At 40.5% G+C, this 17,651-nt stretch carries 18 protein-coding genes and 3 pseudogenes; 13 read left to right on the forward strand and 8 right to left on the reverse strand.

The features are described from left to right. Window positions 1-49: 49 nt before the first annotated feature. Window positions 50-565 (reverse strand): L,D-transpeptidase, encoded by a 516-nt coding sequence (locus H6G97_RS10255; protein ID WP_190940503.1) that lies wholly within the window; start codon window positions 563-565, stop codon window positions 50-52. 113 nt (window positions 566-678) lie between these two features. Then, window positions 679-1,311 carry a bifunctional 4-hydroxy-2-oxoglutarate aldolase/2-dehydro-3-deoxy-phosphogluconate aldolase gene (locus H6G97_RS10260; protein ID WP_190940504.1) on the reverse strand — a complete coding sequence of 211 codons (633 nt, stop codon included), beginning with the start codon at window positions 1,309-1,311 and terminating at the stop codon, window positions 679-681. A 230-nt stretch (window positions 1,312-1,541) separates the two neighbouring features. Here H6G97_RS10260 and H6G97_RS10265 point away from each other — a divergent pair, with 230 nt between their 5' ends. The 4 genes from H6G97_RS10265 to H6G97_RS10280 all read left to right on the forward strand — a co-directional run bounded on the left by H6G97_RS10265 (window position 1,542) and on the right by H6G97_RS10280 (window position 4,716). Then, window positions 1,542-1,808 (forward strand): hypothetical protein, encoded by a 267-nt coding sequence (locus tag H6G97_RS10265; protein ID WP_190940505.1) that lies wholly within the window; start codon window positions 1,542-1,544, stop codon window positions 1,806-1,808. A 353-nt stretch (window positions 1,809-2,161) separates the two neighbouring features. Next, window positions 2,162-2,434 carry a GlsB/YeaQ/YmgE family stress response membrane protein gene (locus tag H6G97_RS10270; protein WP_094348080.1) on the forward strand — a complete coding sequence of 91 codons (273 nt, stop codon included), beginning with the start codon at window positions 2,162-2,164 and terminating at the stop codon, window positions 2,432-2,434. 500 nt (window positions 2,435-2,934) lie between these two features. Continuing rightward, window positions 2,935-3,765, forward strand: a complete 831-nt coding sequence (locus H6G97_RS10275; protein ID WP_190940506.1) for a metallophosphoesterase — start codon at window positions 2,935-2,937, stop codon at window positions 3,763-3,765. A 117-nt stretch (window positions 3,766-3,882) separates the two neighbouring features. After that, a complete protein-coding gene (locus H6G97_RS10280; RefSeq protein ID WP_190940507.1) occupies window positions 3,883-4,716 on the forward strand; it encodes a metallophosphoesterase in 834 nt (277 codons plus the stop codon). 549 nt (window positions 4,717-5,265) lie between these two features. Here the strand turns inward: H6G97_RS10280 and H6G97_RS10285 are convergent. Together H6G97_RS10285 and H6G97_RS10290 are read right to left on the reverse strand one after the other, a co-directional pair. Further along, window positions 5,266-6,024, reverse strand: a complete 759-nt coding sequence (locus H6G97_RS10285; protein WP_190940508.1) for a hypothetical protein — start codon at window positions 6,022-6,024, stop codon at window positions 5,266-5,268. Between the two features lie 337 nt (window positions 6,025-6,361). After that, window positions 6,362-6,754 (reverse strand): WD40 domain-containing protein, encoded by a 393-nt coding sequence (locus H6G97_RS10290; RefSeq protein ID WP_190940509.1) that lies wholly within the window; start codon window positions 6,752-6,754, stop codon window positions 6,362-6,364. A gap of 536 nt (window positions 6,755-7,290) precedes the next feature. Here H6G97_RS10290 and H6G97_RS10295 point away from each other — a divergent pair. Beyond that, the gene (locus tag H6G97_RS10295) at window positions 7,291-7,710 is read left to right on the forward strand and encodes a hypothetical protein (protein ID WP_190940510.1); all 420 of its coding nucleotides are present in this window, start codon (window positions 7,291-7,293) and stop codon (window positions 7,708-7,710) included. An 802-nt stretch (window positions 7,711-8,512) separates the two neighbouring features. On the opposite strand, the gene H6G97_RS10300 is transcribed toward H6G97_RS10295, so the two are convergent. Together H6G97_RS10300 and H6G97_RS10305 are read right to left on the reverse strand one after the other, a co-directional pair. Then, window positions 8,513-9,991 (reverse strand): alpha-amylase, encoded by a 1,479-nt coding sequence (locus tag H6G97_RS10300; protein WP_190940511.1) that lies wholly within the window; start codon window positions 9,989-9,991, stop codon window positions 8,513-8,515. A 538-nt stretch (window positions 9,992-10,529) separates the two neighbouring features. Beyond that, window positions 10,530-10,943 (reverse strand): substrate binding domain-containing protein, encoded by a 414-nt coding sequence (locus tag H6G97_RS10305; RefSeq protein WP_190940512.1) that lies wholly within the window; start codon window positions 10,941-10,943, stop codon window positions 10,530-10,532. 6 nt (window positions 10,944-10,949) lie between these two features. Between H6G97_RS10305 and H6G97_RS10310 the strand changes: the two genes are divergently transcribed. Together H6G97_RS10310 and H6G97_RS10315 are read left to right on the forward strand one after the other, a co-directional pair. Continuing rightward, window positions 10,950-11,453 (forward strand): SDR family oxidoreductase, encoded by a 504-nt coding sequence (locus H6G97_RS10310; RefSeq protein WP_190940513.1) that lies wholly within the window; start codon window positions 10,950-10,952, stop codon window positions 11,451-11,453. Between the two features lie 49 nt (window positions 11,454-11,502). Further along, a complete protein-coding gene (locus H6G97_RS10315) occupies window positions 11,503-12,798 on the forward strand; it encodes a carboxymuconolactone decarboxylase family protein (protein WP_190940514.1) in 1,296 nt (431 codons plus the stop codon). Between the two features lie 76 nt (window positions 12,799-12,874). Here the strand turns inward: H6G97_RS10315 and H6G97_RS55905 are convergent. Then, window positions 12,875-12,967, reverse strand: a pseudogene (locus tag H6G97_RS55905) (IS982 family transposase); the annotation flags it as partial. A gap of 193 nt (window positions 12,968-13,160) precedes the next feature. Between H6G97_RS55905 and H6G97_RS10320 the strand changes: the two are divergent. From H6G97_RS10320 to H6G97_RS10330, 5 genes and pseudogenes are all read left to right on the forward strand, one after another. Further along, window positions 13,161-13,427: a hypothetical protein gene (locus H6G97_RS10320; protein WP_242054881.1), complete on the forward strand. Its 267-nt coding sequence runs from the start codon at window positions 13,161-13,163 to the stop codon at window positions 13,425-13,427. 121 nt (window positions 13,428-13,548) lie between these two features. Further along, window positions 13,549-13,931, forward strand: a pseudogene (locus H6G97_RS52340) (IS701 family transposase); the annotation flags it as partial. Between the two features lie 13 nt (window positions 13,932-13,944). Beyond that, window positions 13,945-14,439 carry a universal stress protein gene (locus H6G97_RS52345; RefSeq protein ID WP_242054882.1) on the forward strand — a complete coding sequence of 165 codons (495 nt, stop codon included), beginning with the start codon at window positions 13,945-13,947 and terminating at the stop codon, window positions 14,437-14,439. Window positions 14,440-14,454: 15 nt separating this feature from the next. Further along, window positions 14,455-14,829 carry a universal stress protein gene (locus H6G97_RS54710; protein WP_338421655.1) on the forward strand — a complete coding sequence of 125 codons (375 nt, stop codon included), beginning with the start codon at window positions 14,455-14,457 and terminating at the stop codon, window positions 14,827-14,829. A 143-nt stretch (window positions 14,830-14,972) separates the two neighbouring features. After that, the gene (locus H6G97_RS10330; RefSeq protein ID WP_190940515.1) at window positions 14,973-15,203 is read left to right on the forward strand and encodes a hypothetical protein; all 231 of its coding nucleotides are present in this window, start codon (window positions 14,973-14,975) and stop codon (window positions 15,201-15,203) included. 320 nt (window positions 15,204-15,523) lie between these two features. On the opposite strand, the gene H6G97_RS10335 is transcribed toward H6G97_RS10330, so the two are convergent. Then, window positions 15,524-16,588: a hypothetical protein gene (locus H6G97_RS10335; protein WP_190940516.1), complete on the reverse strand. Its 1,065-nt coding sequence runs from the start codon at window positions 16,586-16,588 to the stop codon at window positions 15,524-15,526. 673 nt (window positions 16,589-17,261) lie between these two features. Here H6G97_RS10335 and H6G97_RS10340 point away from each other — a divergent pair. Then, window positions 17,262-17,585: pseudogene (locus tag H6G97_RS10340) on the forward strand (GAF domain-containing protein); the annotation flags it as partial. Window positions 17,586-17,651: the final 66 nt, after the last annotated feature.

The following is a 17,651-nucleotide window of genomic DNA, read 5'->3' on the forward strand; positions in this document are numbered from 1 at the left end:
TGTTGTTATTTATGATTTTAACTAAATTGCCTTATGGCTGCTTCACCTACTATTTTTGGATAACTACTGGCGTGCCTACAGATGCCCACTGGAATAGCCATTTAGCATGTTTAGGTGCGAGATTCACGCAGCCGTGGCTGACTGGAGTACCAAACCTTTTATGCCAGTAAGCACCGTGAATACCGTAGTTGCCTTGGTAAAACATCGCATGAGGAACGTTAGGGACATCGTAGCCATTCCCGCGCATTCGCGTAGTTTTTAACTTGGATTGAATATTAAAAGTACCAACAAGAGTGGGAGTAGATTTTTTTCCAGAAGAAATAGCACTTCCATAAACCACTCTGTCACCTTCCCAAGCTATTAACCGTTGCTTTGAAAGATCAATTTGAATCCAGCGCTTATCTGATTTTTGTAATGTCTGGATTGTTTGTGCAATTACTTTATTTTTGGAATTCGCCCAAACTTCACTAGTTCCAGTAGTAGTAAAAACACTTACGGACAGTGCTGTACCAGTGAGAAGTATTTGTAAGCGACGCATCCAGTCAGGATTAATCAGTTTTTTCATTTTAGATACACTCGCACTCGAATCATGGGGTCTTGAGAAACTTATCAGTTTTCACTTTTATTTCTCTATCTATTACTTTAATAGACGTGAACTTTTAATGATTTGATTCTAAGTTAACTTAACTGTTGTATCAGCTTTCTTGCCCCAGATGCGATCGCTTCCCAATTTCCCTCTGTGACAAGCTTTTTGGGAAATAATTCCCCGCTCAAACCGACAGCGATCGCTCCGGCTTGCAAGAATTCTTTGGCATTTTCCAGAGTCACGCCGCCAGTAGGAATTAAGGGAATCTGACCTAGTGGCCCTTGCAAACTTTTGATATAATCAGCCCCTCCCACTGCTTGCACAGGAAACACTTTTACACAACTAGCGCCCTGACTCCAGGCGGTAACAATTTCTGTAGGAGTTAACGCTCCGGGTATAATAGGCACATTTTTTTCTTGTGCTGCTTGAATCATTGCCGGATCAACGTGGGGCGTGAAGAGAAATTGCGCCCCAGATGCGATCGCATCTTGCAACTGTTGCACATTGAATAGCGTACCAGTGCCAATGATACACGCTGGTAATTCCGAACGTAGTTGACTGATTAATTCCCCAGCACGATCGCTATTCCAGGTAATCTCAATTAACTGCATTCCCCCAGATGCTACAGCCAGTGCCATTTGCTTTCCCAATTCCATTTGAGGGGCGCGGATGACTGCGATCGCTCGCTGTTTTTGCAGCTGTGATAACCAAATTTGATTAGGCATTTTGACTGGGAATTAGGGATTGGGGGCTAAGGATTGGAACTAGAGAATAGTTTTCACTCTAGTAAATACCTAATTTTCAATACTAATACCCACTCCCCAATCCCAATGCCCTTAAAACTTGCTTATTGCATCAAGCTATGAGATATTACACATAAATACCATTAAATCTATCGAATTACCGTAGTTTGAAATTAGATACCTTAGCGTTTGGGTCTAAAGGAGTAATTAAAATGACAATTGCACAACAAAATACATCAGCATCCTTACCAACCACCATTCATGGTTCCGAAAGCGTCGATATAGCTCGCCTATGGAAGCTTGTGCGACTAGATGCAAATGGATTTTGGTTGCACACTAAGGCATATACAACGATTCTGGGCGTTATGCTGCTGACCTTGATAAGTCTGATTTTCTTAAGTATCCATTGGTATTACCGCAGACTGTTCCCATTTATTGGCACTGATCATAAAGATAAGCAATTAAAAATAAAAAGCTAGACATTAAGTTGCGTACTCCATCGTCTCAATCACCTGATTTTACTTCCTTTACATTACTTTAGAGACAGTCTCTAAAAACTCAGCTTAATTCTTCTAGTAGAGGAGAGAGCTTATTAAAAATGCATATACTGCAAGTACCAAGCAATAGTTTGATAAGCCCCTAGTTGAAGACCTACTAGGAGCTTTTTTTTTAATTGACTATCTACCTCAATTGGATTATGTATTAAAAAAGCTGGTAGCAACTAAACTATTCCTAATGGATATACATAATTAATTCTGATGGTAGATTGAGTTGGAGATGAAGATAGTTAATATGAATTTGTAAGTCAAAAACGTTTACCAACTTAACAACAATGAATATTCTTGCTTGGATTGTTTTAGGTCTAATTGCTGGTGCGATCGCAAAAGCAATCTACCCCGGTCATCAAGGTGGCGGAATTCTAGGAACCATAGTATTAGGAATCATAGGTGCTTTTGTTGGCGGTAGTTTAGGTGTATTCTTCAGTACAGGAACTTTATCTCTAGCAGCTCCTAGTCTGAGCATTCCAGGTATTGCTGTAGCAGTTCTTGGTGCAATTGTCGCAGTTTTCTTGTGGAACTTATTAACCAATCGCAGCGCTGTATAAAAATAAAATTGCGGACAATGAGCTAGGAAGATTTAGCAAATTGATTTAACTATTTTTAACTGTGAATTAAATTAAAAAAATAACGCCACCCTAATTATAGGTAGGCGTTATTTTTTTTGATTATTTTGCAATAAAATAATCAAAATTAGCACTAGTAATATTTAGAGGATATTACAGCTACAGCGCTGTTACGTTAGCTTTTAGCCATTTAGCCTGAGCAACAAAAACTAATGTAACAGAATAGTATACTCTAGCAAAATAAACCCTGTCCGCATAGTTGATTTATATATGTAATATAAATCACTATCCGTTTTTCAGATGAGATGCACCATACTCTGACATAAATTCATAGCAAAGTTATGTCTGATTTAAATAAATATAAATACGCTAAAATTTATAGGTTTTGTAAAATTTTTAGTAACTTGCACTGGTCGCTGTACACGAACCGACAATGTTTCGTTAAGCTGTAAGCGCTATGATTAAAGTTTATTGAACGTCTTATGCACTGGTTGTTATCTGGGCCGTTGAGTACGGAGGAATTGACGGTTAACATTGCAGGGTTGCCTGAATCGTTACAAGGCAAGAAGCTGGTGCAATTGTCAGATTTTCACTACGATGGTTTGCGGCTGTCGGAAGATATGCTAGGAAAAGCGATCGCAGTTACTAATGAAGCTGAACCAGATTTAATTTTATTAACTGGTGACTACGTAACTGACGATCCCACACCAATTCACCAGCTGGTACTTCGACTCAAACATCTGCAAAGTCGCAATGGTATCTATGCTGTTCTTGGCAATCACGATATATATTACAGACAGGCAAAAACAGAAGTTACAGCAGCCCTTACTAGCATTGGAATTCACGTCCTTTGGAACGAAATTGCTTATCCATTAGGAAAAGAATTGCCACTTGTTGGATTAGCGGATAGTTGGTCACAAGAATTCAACCCTGAACCCGTTATGAACCAGCTAAACCCCGACACACCCTGCATTGTTTTATCCCACAACCCAGATACTGCGGAAATATTACAAGCATGGCGAGTCGATTTACAATTATCTGGTCATACTCACGGTGGTCAAATAGTAATTCCCGGAATTGGCCCTGTGGTGTTGCTTTACAATAAGTTTGCAGAAAAAATACCCAGAAAAGTAAGGCGTTTAGTGCCATTTTTGGAAGCAAATGTTTCTGTAGTCAGCCATTGGGAATGGGCGCAGGGTTCCCATCGGATAGGAAAAAATCAGCTATATGTTAATCGTGGTTTGGGAACTTACCTCCCAGGACGTCTATTTTGCCGCCCAGAAGTTACTATAATTACGCTACAAGGTGAGTAAGTGATTATAGTAACTAATTTTATCTGGAGTAAATGACATAAATTATTGCATTTTATCAAGTTACATTTTTATTTTTGGTAAGCTGTAAGCGCTGGTATGAGGAGTATCGGTTGTCTTATGCATTGGTTGTTTACGGGACATTTAAGAGTAGATAAAATAACGGTTAAGATTGCAGAGCTTCCTGCATCTTTACAAGGTACGACGTTAGTACAATTGTCAGATTTTCACTACGATGGTCTACGGCTGTCGGAAGATATGCTAGAAAAAGCGATCGCAGTTACTAACGAAGCTGAACCGGATTTGATTTTATTAACTGGTGACTACGTAACTGACGATCCCACGCCAATTCACCAATTGGTGCATCGACTCAAACATCTGCAAAGTCGCTGTGGTATCTATGCCGTACTTGGGAACCACGATATCTATTACAGCCACTCAAAAGCAGAAGTTACACAGGCCTTAACTAGTATTGGGGTGCATGTGCTTTGGAATGAAATTGCCTATCCACTAGGAAAAGAATTACCACTCGTTGGACTAGCTGATTATTGGTCACAGGAATTTTACCCTGCACCAGTCATGAATCAACTAGACTCGGTTACACCGCGCATTGTTTTATCCCATAATCCAGATACAGCCAAGATATTGCAACAATGGCGCGTAGATTTGCAACTATCTGGTCATACCCACGGTGGTCATATCGTAATTCCAGGCATTGGCCCTCTAGTACTCTATTATAAAAAGTTACTCAAACAAATTCCCAAAAAATTGCGACGTTGGGTAACATTTTTCTTGGGAGACTGTTCTAAAGTAGTGCGATATTGGGAGTGGGCCCAAGGATTTCACAAGGTAGAAAAAAATCAACTGTATGTCAATCGTGGTTTAGGAACTTATAAACCAGGACGTTTATTTTGTCCGCCAGAAGTGACTGTAATTACCTTAATTAGTGATTAACAATTTTGAACTTTTGAATTCAAAGCAGAAACCGCCTGAAGCCGCGATGGATAAATGTCAGCAGCTTAGGACGGTTTCTTGAAGATTAGAGAATTCAGGATTAACTAACTCAAACTAAGGTGGACAGCATTGGCAATCGCTCTACTCAGAATTGCACATCCTTATATTCTAACTAGGCAGGAACTAGGCAGGCATTTTCTGATTATGCGTTCTAAAACCTCCAAAACAACTCATTGAACTTAAGGCAAAATACACATTCAATGGATGCCACAACCAAAGGAGCGATGTCTACGACGGGCTATGCCTACGCGAGAACATTAGAGCAGGAGGTACAGGCTCTAACTTGAAAGTTTTTGTTTAACTTTTAACCTGTTTGTACCTTGCTCTTAATCTAGCATTGTGTTTGGTAAGCGACAAGACACATTTACTAAAGTTGAATACCATTAATTTCTCGAAACAATTCAGAAATATTCCTTAAAAAATCTCCCACTTGTTATGTATTAGTGTAAACACCAACATTATCAAGTGGGGGCTGAAAGTTCAGAATCGTTATTGACCAGAACCGTCTGTACTACTATCACCCGTGGTAGAAGAACCGCTATTAGATGGAGTATTTGACTGGTTTACTCCTTCAGGTGGAGTAGTTTTAGAGCTACCACTTGTTGTACTTGGAGCGACGGTATTAGTAGAACTATCGTTCTGCGAAGTCGGAGTATTAGTAGTTGGACTCGTCGCCGGACTTTGTGCTGCTTTAGGGGTTGGCTGGGTTACAGAAGGTGCTTTTTCTGCCGCAGGCTGCTGGGGTGGAATAGTAATGTTAATATCCGGTTGGCGAGGTGCAGACGGAGGTGTAACTTGCTGTTGGGGAACAGGAACAGCAACAGGTACAGGTACTTCCCTAGTTCTTTCGATTATCGTTGGTGGTTGAGGAGATGCACTGGGAGTTGGATTACTCTTACTCGGTACAGGAACCACGACTGGCACAGCATTGTTAACCGCTGCGTTATTCTGCTGGTTGAAGTACCAAACACCACCTATAACCAAACCAAGCAAGGAAGTAATGATAATACCCAACAATAAACCACCACTAGCATTGTTTTCATCACGCTGGGCTAAATCTGCTTGATTGCTACGCTCAACATTCCGACCTTGTACGTAACCGTTAGTGTAAGAGTTGGGATTAGCTGTATTGTTCTTAACGGTTTCAGTGGTTTGTGTCAAATTGGTCTGAGTATTGCCATTAATATCAGTGTAAGATTCTTGCCTAACTTCACTGTTTTTAATTTCGCGTTCATTGGGAATAGACATTGATTTCACTCCTCAAATTAGGATATTGACAAACTAAAGCTTTCTAAAAACAAGAGGTTTTAATGAACTGAAAATATATGTTGCTGATAAATATTGAGTTTTATTTGCTACTCAACTGTTGGTAATCTCAGAATAACTTCTCCTCTCAAACAAGTGGCTCTATCTCCAGGGAGTTAATACTTAATCTTTAGAGAGTTAATACTTAATCAAGAGAAAGAGTATCCCAAAGATGGATGTTATTAAACTGTCAATTAATGGATTGATCAAAAAATTTAGTAATTTACTGAAATCATCTAAATTTTCAATAAATCAAGAATAGATTATGCTTATAGGTCATTTATAAAAGAATGACAGCCTTAGCGATGGGGAATAGGGTAATAGTTTTATCCCCACTGCCACTAGTCAACATCTTCCCATCTGGGTTAAAGGCAACGGAAAAAACTACATTTTCAGATACTGAAAAAGTACAGAGTTCATTGCCTGTATCCAACTGCCATAGCTTGATCGTTTTGTCTTTACTACCGCTAGCTATGATCTTGCCATTGGGGTTAAAAGCGACAGAACAAACACGATCAGAATGCTCAGTTAGGGTACAGATTTCCTGACCGCTTTCCAAATGCCATAACTTAATGGTCTTGTCACAACTACCACTGGCTAAAGTCTTGCCATTTGGGTTGAAAGCAACAAAATTTATCCCTCCAAACCAATCGGAATGCCAGGGCGATCGCATCTAAATATTGACGAGCCTGAATCAGAGTATAAATTACCAAAACCCCAATCAAATAAGGCTTTCAATAAATTAAATATTCATTTGCGTGGTAATGATAATCATTGTATAGGGGAATTAGAGGCAGCCAACGACTGCTCTTCATTGAACATAGTATTCTAACAGTTGCTCCAAAGAAGAATTCTAAGATTTCCCACCAACACGCCATTCATCACTCCAATCGCCTACATAAGCAGGGCTTTCGGCAATACAATAGAGAATAGATTGGGCAGGCGATGGATTATGCCCCATAAGAGCGATCGCTCTTTGAAGAAAAACTTTTTGGTTTACTATTTTTTAGTTAATGTGTCAGTTTAATTATTGTCCACTCAGTAAATACAACAAGCTTTAGGATAAAATTACGTTGTTAGTGGGTGCAATTATCCAAATATCCTTATTTTAGATAATATTGCTATTGTCTAAAATCAGAAATACGAGGATTAGAGAGCGCACTGAAATTTGGTTGTTCACTAATCGTAAGATTTTTAAAGGGTACTACCATGCAAAATATCCTAAAACGCACATTCCTACCTGGCTTGATGGCTGCTACTTTAGCTGGTACTAGCTTAATCCCGGTTCAACCTGCTTCTGCTGATGACCGAGTTCTTAATAATGCTGCCATTGGAGCTGGAGCAGGTGTATTAAGTGGGGTTTTAACAAATTGTGGTTCGGTATTAGACAACGCTTTTAAAGGTGCTGCTGCTGGTGCTGCTGTTAATGCTGCCAATGGTGCAAGAAGCACCAGAGCCAGAGGAAGAAACGGACGTTTACCTGTTCAAGATATCGCTGTAGGTGCTGGTGCTGGTGTATTGGCAGGTGCAATTTCTGGTGGTTGTGGAACTACCTGGAAAAATGGTGTCAATGGTGCTGCTGCTGGTGCTGCTGTTAATTTATTAGATAAAAGACCCGGAAGAAGATAATTTGTCATTGATAACTCGCAATTTAGTCACCCAGCACGAATTATCAATAAAAACATTCAGGCGCAGAGCGAACATAGTGCCTTGCGGTACTCTTTAAAAGATTGGGGACACGACCCGCTTAAATAGCCAAAGTTGCGTATGCTGTCTGTAATGTGGTGTACTTAGCCCTGTTGTCGGATAACAATTCCTTTGTCGTGTTATCAAATTAATGTCGTTAAAGTTTTAAATTGATAAAATTTGCATCCTAGCTATGTTGTAGCACTTTAGATTCCTTGGAACAACGGCAGACAAAAAAGACTTATATAGTGTGCGTATAATGGGCTAATCTTTGATACAGCCTAACTTAGCAGGGTGCATCTTAGAGCGACAGTAATGTATTAACAACGACAAATAATGTGTTATTCGACACCAGTTGAGATAGTGAATATGGTTACTTATAAAAAGAAAACTCAAAAGCTCTTCCTTAAACGCTGTCAAATAGGTCGCTTCAACTCCTCCAGATACTTCAACATAGCACTTGCGGCATCTTCCAAGTTTTCGTTTTTCCGTAACCTACTGAATATGATCACCTACGGTGAGGATACTGTTGGCGAATCTACTATATGTTTGTAAATACAAGTATTACTTAAGCTTAAACCTTCAATCTGTTATTGCGTCTTTTAATTGTAATACTTTTGTTTATGCCTTTGTAACACTTTTGCCAACAGTATCAGGGTCTATGCGCTAGAAATACTATTTGTGCAACAAATCTATTCATGAACGCGGTTAAATCTCATATCAATCTCTGTAAATTGAGTATGTTTTATGCTTGAATCCAAACTGATACTGAACCACCTAGACAACGAAATTCACCCCAGCCCCATTCATTGGTATATACAGCTTCTTTGATATGTTCAGTTAAATCAATAAACTTAGTATTGGGTTTACCAACTTCCATCCATTTAACACCTTCTGAAGCATCACTCATAATTACAGCCATTCCTTGAGGATGATCTTCATCACCTAAGCGTGTCCAACCAATAGTATTCCAATGGTCTAAATAGTTGTATTGCGGCCCGTAAGCATAATGTTTACGTGCATAAAGTAACTTATCAATAATCCAACGGTGGGACGGCATAAAAATATTGTAACGATTGCCGTCTTTCCCCCAGTCTTCATACTCTGCACCGTAGTAGTCAGCATGAAAAACACAAGGATAGCCTTCTTGTCGTAACAAAATAATGGCGTAAGCTAAGGGTTTAAACCAAGGTTCAACGACAGATTCCAAAGCTTGTAACGGCTGAGAATCATGATTTTCGACAAATGTCACAGCATGGGTAGGACTTTGTTGCATCATTGTGCCATCTAAAATCCGACGCATATCATAATTGCCTCCAGATTTGCTGGCTTGATGAAAGTTGTAATGTAGTGGTACGTCAAAAACTGACATCTTGCCACCAACAGCATCAACATACCAAAGCAGAGTATTAATATCGTTATACCAATACTCTCCTACCATAAATAAATCTTTACCAGCATGGCGTTCTAGTTCATCTATCCATTGCGGAAAGAACCAAGAGGAAATATGTTTAATAGCATCGATCCGGAAACCATCTACTTTTGTTGTATCAAGATACCACTTACCCCAATAAGTAGTTTCACCCCGCACCCACTCATTTTGAAAATCGATATCGCAACCCATCAAATAGGCAAAGTTGCCTTTTTCTAAGGCTACGTAGTCGTCAAAGTTTTTACCTTCTAATAAATAGAGTGTGCTGCGATCGCCACTGTTATATTCGTTATAATCAACAGCATCAAAATGCCACCAATGCCATTCAAAGTTAGAATATTTGCCTTGCCGTCCAGGGAAATTATAATGAGTGTATGTCTTAATCTCTTGTAACCCACCTTTAGGATTGAGCCGATCGTCTTGAGGAAAAGGCGTTGCTTTTGGTGTTTCTAGTGCATCACCCCCCATCTTATGATTTAGTACCGCATCTGCATAAACTTGCAGACCATGCGTTTGCAGAGATTTAACCGCATCAAGATACTGCTTACGTGTACCGTATTTCGTCCGAATCGAGCCTTTTTGCTCAAACTCACCTAAATCAAATAAGTCGTAAACACCATATCCCACATCATACGACCCAGCAAAACCCTTGTAGGCTGGTGGTAGCCACATTGCTGTGAAACCTGCATCTGCTAATTCTGGTGCTGAAGCCTCAACTTTACTCCACAAGTTCCCATCATTAGGGATGTACCAGTGGAAATATTGCATCATTGTGCCATTAATCTTTGCCATATCTCGTTATGCCTGTAAATATCACCTTTAATCTAAGCTACAGTCGAGATTGATGGCAATTCGCAATTTCTCATGCGATTTAGTTTCGAAAGTCTGGAAGAAATACTTAAGAAAATGGGGAGCAAGGAATAGGGGCAAGAAATAAGTATATATTCTTCCATTTATACCCAAAATACTAACTTTAGGGGATTATCTGACATACTCGGCATCACCGTGCCAAATTAGAAGTTGAAACTCCGTTGTCTGAAGCAACTGACCGACATTAAGTATTGCGACTTGACTAAGGAGATATTTTGCACATGACATCTGTGTTTCAACGAATGCTACACACAATTCCTAAGCGTTATCAACAAGGAATGAGTTGTAACCCTTTTCAATAACGCTTTTATGAGATTTTTGAAATTCTATCGCTACATATTTACCACTACCCTTTTGAGTGAAGACTCTGGCATAAAAATTCGACAAAGTATAGCACTTTAGGAAGTAAGTAACGATTACTTGGAAATATGGCATAAATTCCGACATCATTATCATCTTCTTACTCAGAAAGAATACGAATTAGTTGCCCAGATTGCAACGCCTGCTCTGCCAAAAATGCTGACACACGAGCAATTCCCAAGCCTGCCAGTACAGCCTCGTACAGCGCTATCCCACTATTAACCGTAAAATTTCCACCTACGCTAATTTCTCTGAGTTCAACTAAATCGCGAAAACGCCATTGATTCAAGGTGGTTTTGTATGCATTCAATGCGAGGCAGTTGTGAGTAGCCAAATCATCGGGAGTCTTCGGTGTTCCATAGCGAGCAAGATAAGCCGGAGCCGCGCAAATAATGCGGCAATCGGAAACTAACCGACGTGTGATTAGTGAAGAATAAGCGAGTTCACTAATGCGAATTGCGACATCGATATTTTCACCCACCACATCAACCACATCGTTGAAAAATATGGTCAATTGGATGTGGCATTCAACAATGCCGGTGACGTACTCTCAAAGTCACTTCACGAGATCACCGTTGAGGAGTGGGACTGGGTTCAGAATACGAATCTACGGGGCGTTTTCCTGGCTATGAAATACCAAATTCCTCACATGCTGAAGCGGGGTGGAAACATTGTGATTACTGCCTCTCAGCATACTGTGGCAACTCGACCAGGTTTTGCTGCCTATACATCTGCTAAACGGGCACTGCTGGGTTTAGCTCAAGCGGCAGCACTTGATTATGGTCAGCAAGGAATTCGGGTCAACGTGCTTTCGCCTGGAATCACGGATACACCTCTGTTTCAGCAGACAACAGGAGGGTCAAAGGAGAAGATAGAAGCCGCACGGCAGTTAGTGGATGCACTCAAGCGGATCGCAACAGCGGAGGAGATTGCCGAAGCTGCACTGTTCCTCGCGTCAAACGATTGCCCCTACATTACTGGCGTTTCTCTCTTAGCAGATGGCGGCATGATGTCTGGGTTGTAGAAGTGTTTGAACACCCAAAATTATTTTGAACTTTATAACAGCAGAAATCATGCGACGAGCGCTCCTAACCTCAGCAATTGCAACTTTAACAACAGTAGTTTTAGGAATTATTACTAACAAAGCACACGCTCAATCAAGTGATCGCTATACTCGCGGCATCAAAACGCTCAAACGGATTGGTGGTACTGATTATGCTTGTGCCCTACGTCCACTTCAAGCCTTCTTTCCAGACTTAGCCCAGATTAGTGTGGAATATCCCTTTGGCGATATTATGTCTCGCCCTGGACTCGATTTGAAACAGCGAGAGATTGTCAATGTTGCGGCATTGACTGCGCTCGGCTCGGTTCGTCCAACACTGAAATTTCATATTCATGGAATGCTGAATGTGGGTTGTACGCCTCAAGAAGTGGTAGAGACGATTCTTCACGCGGTGGTTTATGCCGGTTTTCCAGCCGCGCAAGATGGAATAACAATCGCCCGCGAAGTCTTCAAAGAGCGAAAGCTTGAATTTAAGCCTGTTTCGTCTCGACCGCAGGGCGATCGCTATCAACTCGGCATTCAAAATTTACAGCAAACAGAAGGCGATAGAGTCAAAACGATTGCAACTCAGTTTGCAAACCTTGCACCAGATTTACCACGGTTAATTATCGAATTTGCGCGTGGTGAAATTTGGAATCGGCGTGGACTCAGCCTCAAATCACGCGAGTTCGCCACTCTAGTGATGGTGACGGCTCTAGGAAATCAGAGTGATTCGGTTGAGACCCACGTCGAAGGTGCATTGCGAGCAGGTGCAACTGAGACTGAAATTAAAGAGTTACTGCTGCAAATGACAGTATATGCTGGGTATCCTAAAACATTAACTGCCGTTACTGCCGCGCAGCAGATATTTGTAAACCTCAAGCAACGGGGAATTGTTGCTATCAGTCCGCAACCTAATCTAGAAAGTCGGCGACAAGCAGAAACCAATGAAGCGCGTTATCGCCGGGGTTTAGAAGCCTTAAACCAAATTAGCAAGGCATCGGGTGAAGCAGTGGTGAAAAGCTTTGAAGATATTGCTCCCGACCTCGGACGCTATATTTTGGAATTTTCTTATGGCGAAGTGTTTTCTCGCCCGAATCTGGATCTTAAAATCCGCGAACTTGCGACTGTTTCTGCGTTGACTGGATTGAATACAACTGCCTCAGAATTACCGCTAAAGGTGCATATCAATGGAGCATTAAACGTTGGTGCCAATTGTCAAGAGATTGTTGAAGCAATCATCCAGATGATTCCCTATGTCGGCTTTGTCAAAGTGCAGCAAGCAATGGCTTTGGCAGAGGCAGTATTTCAAGAACGAAATGTTTAAGCAAATTAAAATGTTTAGTTATGATCAGCAAGAAAAGTTTCACCTTGACAATCACTTGCAGCGCGATCGCATATAGTACTTGTTGCCACAAGTTCTCCCAATGGTTGCAATAATCATCTACGTCACAGAAAATTTGTACGATATCGAGGCAAGATACAATGGTAGACATAGCCGAAACCCTAATTTTGTTAGATATTTTTAGTCTCGGCGTTTTTTTATGACTTTTTTCTCGATTCTCAATCAATCTTAGCGATCGCTATATCCCTGCCCAGTTTATCAAATTCCTATTTAGCAAGCTTTTTGCCTTTTTCCAACCGTCGAACTCAGCGTTCGCTCTACGACCAACGCAGGCAAACTCTTTGGTGCAGTCTTTGTTTTTTTATTTCGGTGACAAAATTGAAATCTTGGGGGAAAATGCCGGAATGCATCTGATGATCAAAATCAATACTAAACTCAGTGATCATGAAATAGTCCAGCTTGCTGCTCTTGCTAGCGTAAGTATTGGGGCGGCGTATCCTCAATATTTAAAACATAGCCCTGGTGGCGAATTTATCTTAGGATATGTTGAGCCCAATGAGCAGAAAATTCAAGAGGGAGTACGTCGACTAGCTCAGGTAATACTAATTTAAATGGAACTATGTTGCTGCTCTTGATAAGCTAATCGGCATTTAAGTTGCATGAAGGTAGGGCTGAAGCCTTTACTACAAGCAAATCATTCTGGAAAAATGAATGACGATTAGCTTACTAAGTTTACTATGGGATAATGTGAAAGAGGTAATTGAGCCTGATGCCAATAGTTACATAATATTTGATGATAGCGTTTTAGATAAAAGATATTCTGAAGAAATAGAAATAGTCAGAAGACAAATAGTGGTAATGAGCATGGTGTCCTTAAAGGCATTGGTGTAGTTAACTGCATGTATGTCAACCCTACACTTCAAAGATTTTAGGTCATAGATTATCGAGTTTTTAATCCTGATGTCGATGGCAAAACCAAGATAGACCATGTGAAAGACATGCTCCAAAGTCTTGTGTATCATCAGCTTTTACCATTTGATACTGTTTTGATGGATACATGGTATGCGGTACACAGTTTAATGCTATATATTGATAGCTTAGACTCTAAATATTTTTTATTAGTTACACATGTTTCAACGAATTTTGATTTGCACAGACTTTTCCGACGGTTTACATCGTCTAAGACATTTTGTTTCCAGCCTTGCGCTTGCGGGGATGAAGCAAATAGTTTTTCTGCACGCTGTTCCATTATGGGAAAGAGGCATTATTCCACAAGTTGATAGTGAAAAAATAGAACAAGCTCAAACTCGGTTCGCAGAAGCTATTGGCGAAAGCCCCACTGATGTAGAAGTAAAAATAGAAGTTCAATCGGGAAAGCCTGTTGATATCATCCTTAAAGTTGCCCAAACCTATGGGTCTCAATTAATTATCCTAGGTTCTCAAAGTCGCAGCTTATTCACGGAAAAATTCGTGGGTAGTACGATGGCTAACTTATCTCGTCGAACATCTATTCCCCTACTGGTACTGCGTCCTCAGTTGATCTATGCTTATACTTCTGAGGAATTAACACTCCGTTGTCAGCACCTTTTCCGTTCTTTGCTACTTCCCTACAACGGTACTTAAGCGGCAGATTATTTGGTGCAAGAAGTAAAGCAATTGGCTCAACAACAATCTGGTAGATATCTGCAACAATGCAAGCTTTGCTGGGTTTTAGAAGATAGTGGTCGTCGAGAAATACCAAGGAAAATCTTACCACAGCAGGCTGAACAAACTCTATCTCAGATTAAAGCTGATTTGGAGGGGGTAAATTTACAAGTGGAGATAGAAGTTCGAGAAGGACACTCTGTTACCGAGATTTTAGAGGCGGCTGCAATGGGTGATATTAGCGCGATCGCAGTGTCTTCAGGAACAATAGGTAAACTCCAAGAATGGTTGGTTTCTAGTTTTGCAGCTGAGTTATTGCGTTTTAGCTGGTATCCCATACTCTTTTTTCCAAACGAACGTGGACAGTAAGCATCATCCTGTTAAAAAATTTACCCAATGGTACATTACTTGGTGCGCTACAAACTAGCCTGCAAGCTGAAAGTACCTCGACCATGCAGTGTAAACCAAGATCCAGAAGCAATTAAGACATTCAAAAAAACATTCCACTAGCATTGTTAGCGTTACAACAATTATTTGGTAAAGGCAAACGGCTGCGTTATCTGTTTCTCAAATCTCAAATTAAGGGTCAGGTATTCCACACCCTTGCAGAATTTCGCGTCGGCGCAGCCCGCCGTAGGCATCGCCTAAACGAGCTTTTCAGTACAATCACATCGGAATCTGTTATATCTTTAACTTCTTATGACTTTCTTCTCGAAGCTCTTTTCTATGCAGCTTCAATGTAAATTGATATTAACCCTTTTTTTAATTTCAGCGAGTGCGTTCCTTTGGAAAAAAGAGTATGGTATACCAGCTAAAACACAATAACTCAGCTGCAAATAACCAGAAGTGCACCATTGAAGGAGCGGTCAAAACTTTCAAGACACAATTTTAATATAAACTTTTTTCGGAGATATCTATTGGTTTTTTTCATCCATTGCGGACATAGCCTCGTCCGTCAACCGCTTTTATCATAAGCAATTAGCCGGATATGATATGTTATGTTGTTCGAGGTTTGATTAGCTAAGACCGCAAAGAAGTAAGGTTTTTTGAGTCTTCGCCTTCCTTAATCTGCATACCCCAGGTTTAATAAAACGGATATAAAAAAGCGTGTGGCTAGTGCCACCGCACCAAAACTGCTGCCTAGACAAAGAAAATTTTTAATGGATTGATTTGTGTTCAACCAAAGCAAGAGTGCAGCAGCAATTGCGAAAATAGTCGAAATGGCTGTCCAAAGCCACATCATCGCATACCCATCTTGAAAAAAAGTTCCGGTTAAACCCAATAAAGAAGGCAAATAGGCGAAATTCCAACTAAAGGAGAACAAGCAGAGATTGAAAATTCCCACGCTACTGCTAATGCTGACAAAAATTTTGGTTAAACGATTAAATCTTTGCCAAAGCAACAGAGCAGTGGCAAGAACCGTTCCAACACCTGCAACCAGCGCTCCTCCATTCACAGCCCAATTCCAGGTATCGTCTGTAAATCCATAGGGAGTCACAATGTCGTACTGCACACGACCCAGTAAACCCCAAACAAAGTGATACATTCCAAATCCACAGACAAGGCTTGTAAAGGCTTTGCTGAATTTACCTGGATAAAACCAAACTAAGAAAGCAGCACTAAGACCTGCGGCAAGTGATAGCCCCGTACTGATCCACATCAAACGAAGTTCACCCATTTGCATAAGGGTGTTGATGCCCCAATATTTTTGCTTAACTGCCTGTAGTTGTTGAGGGCTTAATCCCAGACCTGTAATCTGGTACATTCTTGAAAGTATAGGCGCATAGTTTTGCCCTGTCTCCTGACAGCTAACTGATTGTTTGTCATACCAAGCACGACAATTGCTAAGGTCATATTTATAATCACTACCTTTTGTTAGGCTAAGGTCTAGTAAACGATTTTGAATTTTTGCATGACACTGAAATTGCTGCTCTGTCTCTGTGCAGGTAAAGGTTCGATTAGGCAAGTGAATGATAGAGCTATTTGGGGTTTTAATCGATATGCCAGCAAAAGGTGTTAAATTAGGTACACTTGGAGCGTTGACCATTAACAGCGATAGAAAAGCAACGACTAGTACAATCCATAAGCTGATTGCAAATCTTGATAGGAATAATACAGCTCGACGCATTGCCCAAAACTTCCTAATAATGTTTATCTGGCTGAATCGACACTCCTCACAATCTAGATGTTCCAATTAACTAAATCATTATGGATCAATTTATATAATCTTAAAAAGCAATCTAGTAACGTAAAGAAATCTAAATTTTAGTATTCCCTATACAATGCTAAAAACTATAAATCCTTAAGAGAAAAATTAAATATTGAGTGTATGAACAGGATGTAGAGATATTTTAAATTCTCTTGACCACAGAGCGTTCGCGCTCTTATTTACTAATCTGGAACTGAATGCTTTACTATAGCGGCTTTGAAAGAGATGTCGTATTGCTAATAAATCCTGACATCTTTTCAGATACGTGACAGCATTCCTCTCTCTGGCTGCTGCCGACAACACCCTCAAGTCCTATACTGACAAGTATTTCTGCTACTGAAGAAGGTAGCGATGCCCCTGAAGTTGACTGAATTCCCGAAGAGCGGCATAAGAGGATTACTCATCTGCGTAAGCGCCGTATGTCTATTTCTTTTTGACTTACGCTTTTTGAGAAGCTGTTAACCTACGTGGGTGGCCGCCGAGATACCTGCAAAGTGGGACACGTTGTAAATAAATATTGCAGAGAAACTCTTGTTGATTTACGCGCCTTGCCCAAAAATGATAGAGGACGAATAAAAATTTTGCTACTCAAAACCAAGCTATTCAACACAATCAAATTCAATCAATCTTATGCTTGCCTCTGCTCAATCAAGGTAAGCTAGTGGGCGTGTTGTATTTAGAAAACAAGTTGGCGGCTGGAGTTTTTACACCACAAAGATCGCAAGTCTTGAATCTGTTATCATCCCAAGCAGCGATCGCCATTGAAAATGCCAGGTTCTACTCCAAGCTACGGAAGAGCGAAAGTAGAATGAAACAGTTTCTAGAAGCTGTCCCAGTAAGAATAGGAGTACGGTTTGGTTGCGATGCTAGAAGAAGCGCCAGATATCCTTGTCATTGGACAAGCTGGGAATGGTGAGGAGGCACTCGCTGTCTTTCGTCAAAAACAGCCAGATGCAACTTTGATGGACTTGCGAATGCCCCA

Origin of the sequence: Nostoc flagelliforme FACHB-838, assembly GCF_014698065.1 — a bacterium.
Classification (GTDB): domain Bacteria; phylum Cyanobacteriota; class Cyanobacteriia; order Cyanobacteriales; family Nostocaceae; genus Nostoc; species Nostoc flagelliforme_B.

Bases quoted from the DNA above. Each gene is read 5' to 3' on its own strand.
- H6G97_RS10255 (WP_190940503.1), bottom strand. From the start codon at position 565: ATGAAAAAACTGATTAATCCTGACTGGATGCGTCGCTTACAAATACTT.
- H6G97_RS10260 (WP_190940504.1), bottom strand. From the start codon at position 1,311: ATGCCTAATCAAATTTGGTTATCACAGCTGCAAAAACAGCGAGCGATC.
- H6G97_RS10265 (WP_190940505.1), top strand. From the start codon at position 1,542: ATGACAATTGCACAACAAAATACATCAGCATCCTTACCAACCACCATT.
- H6G97_RS10270 (WP_094348080.1), top strand. From the start codon at position 2,162: ATGAATATTCTTGCTTGGATTGTTTTAGGTCTAATTGCTGGTGCGATC.
- H6G97_RS10275 (WP_190940506.1), top strand. From the start codon at position 2,935: ATGCACTGGTTGTTATCTGGGCCGTTGAGTACGGAGGAATTGACGGTT.
- H6G97_RS10280 (WP_190940507.1), top strand. From the start codon at position 3,883: ATGCATTGGTTGTTTACGGGACATTTAAGAGTAGATAAAATAACGGTT.
- H6G97_RS10285 (WP_190940508.1), bottom strand. From the start codon at position 6,024: ATGTCTATTCCCAATGAACGCGAAATTAAAAACAGTGAAGTTAGGCAA.
- H6G97_RS10290 (WP_190940509.1), bottom strand. From the start codon at position 6,754: ATGCGATCGCCCTGGCATTCCGATTGGTTTGGAGGGATAAATTTTGTT.
- H6G97_RS10295 (WP_190940510.1), top strand. From the start codon at position 7,291: ATGCAAAATATCCTAAAACGCACATTCCTACCTGGCTTGATGGCTGCT.
- H6G97_RS10300 (WP_190940511.1), bottom strand. From the start codon at position 9,991: ATGGCAAAGATTAATGGCACAATGATGCAATATTTCCACTGGTACATC.
- H6G97_RS10315 (WP_190940514.1), top strand. From the start codon at position 11,503: ATGCGACGAGCGCTCCTAACCTCAGCAATTGCAACTTTAACAACAGTA.
- H6G97_RS52345 (WP_242054882.1), top strand. From the start codon at position 13,945: ATGTTTCAACGAATTTTGATTTGCACAGACTTTTCCGACGGTTTACAT.
- H6G97_RS10335 (WP_190940516.1), bottom strand. From the start codon at position 16,588: ATGCGTCGAGCTGTATTATTCCTATCAAGATTTGCAATCAGCTTATGG.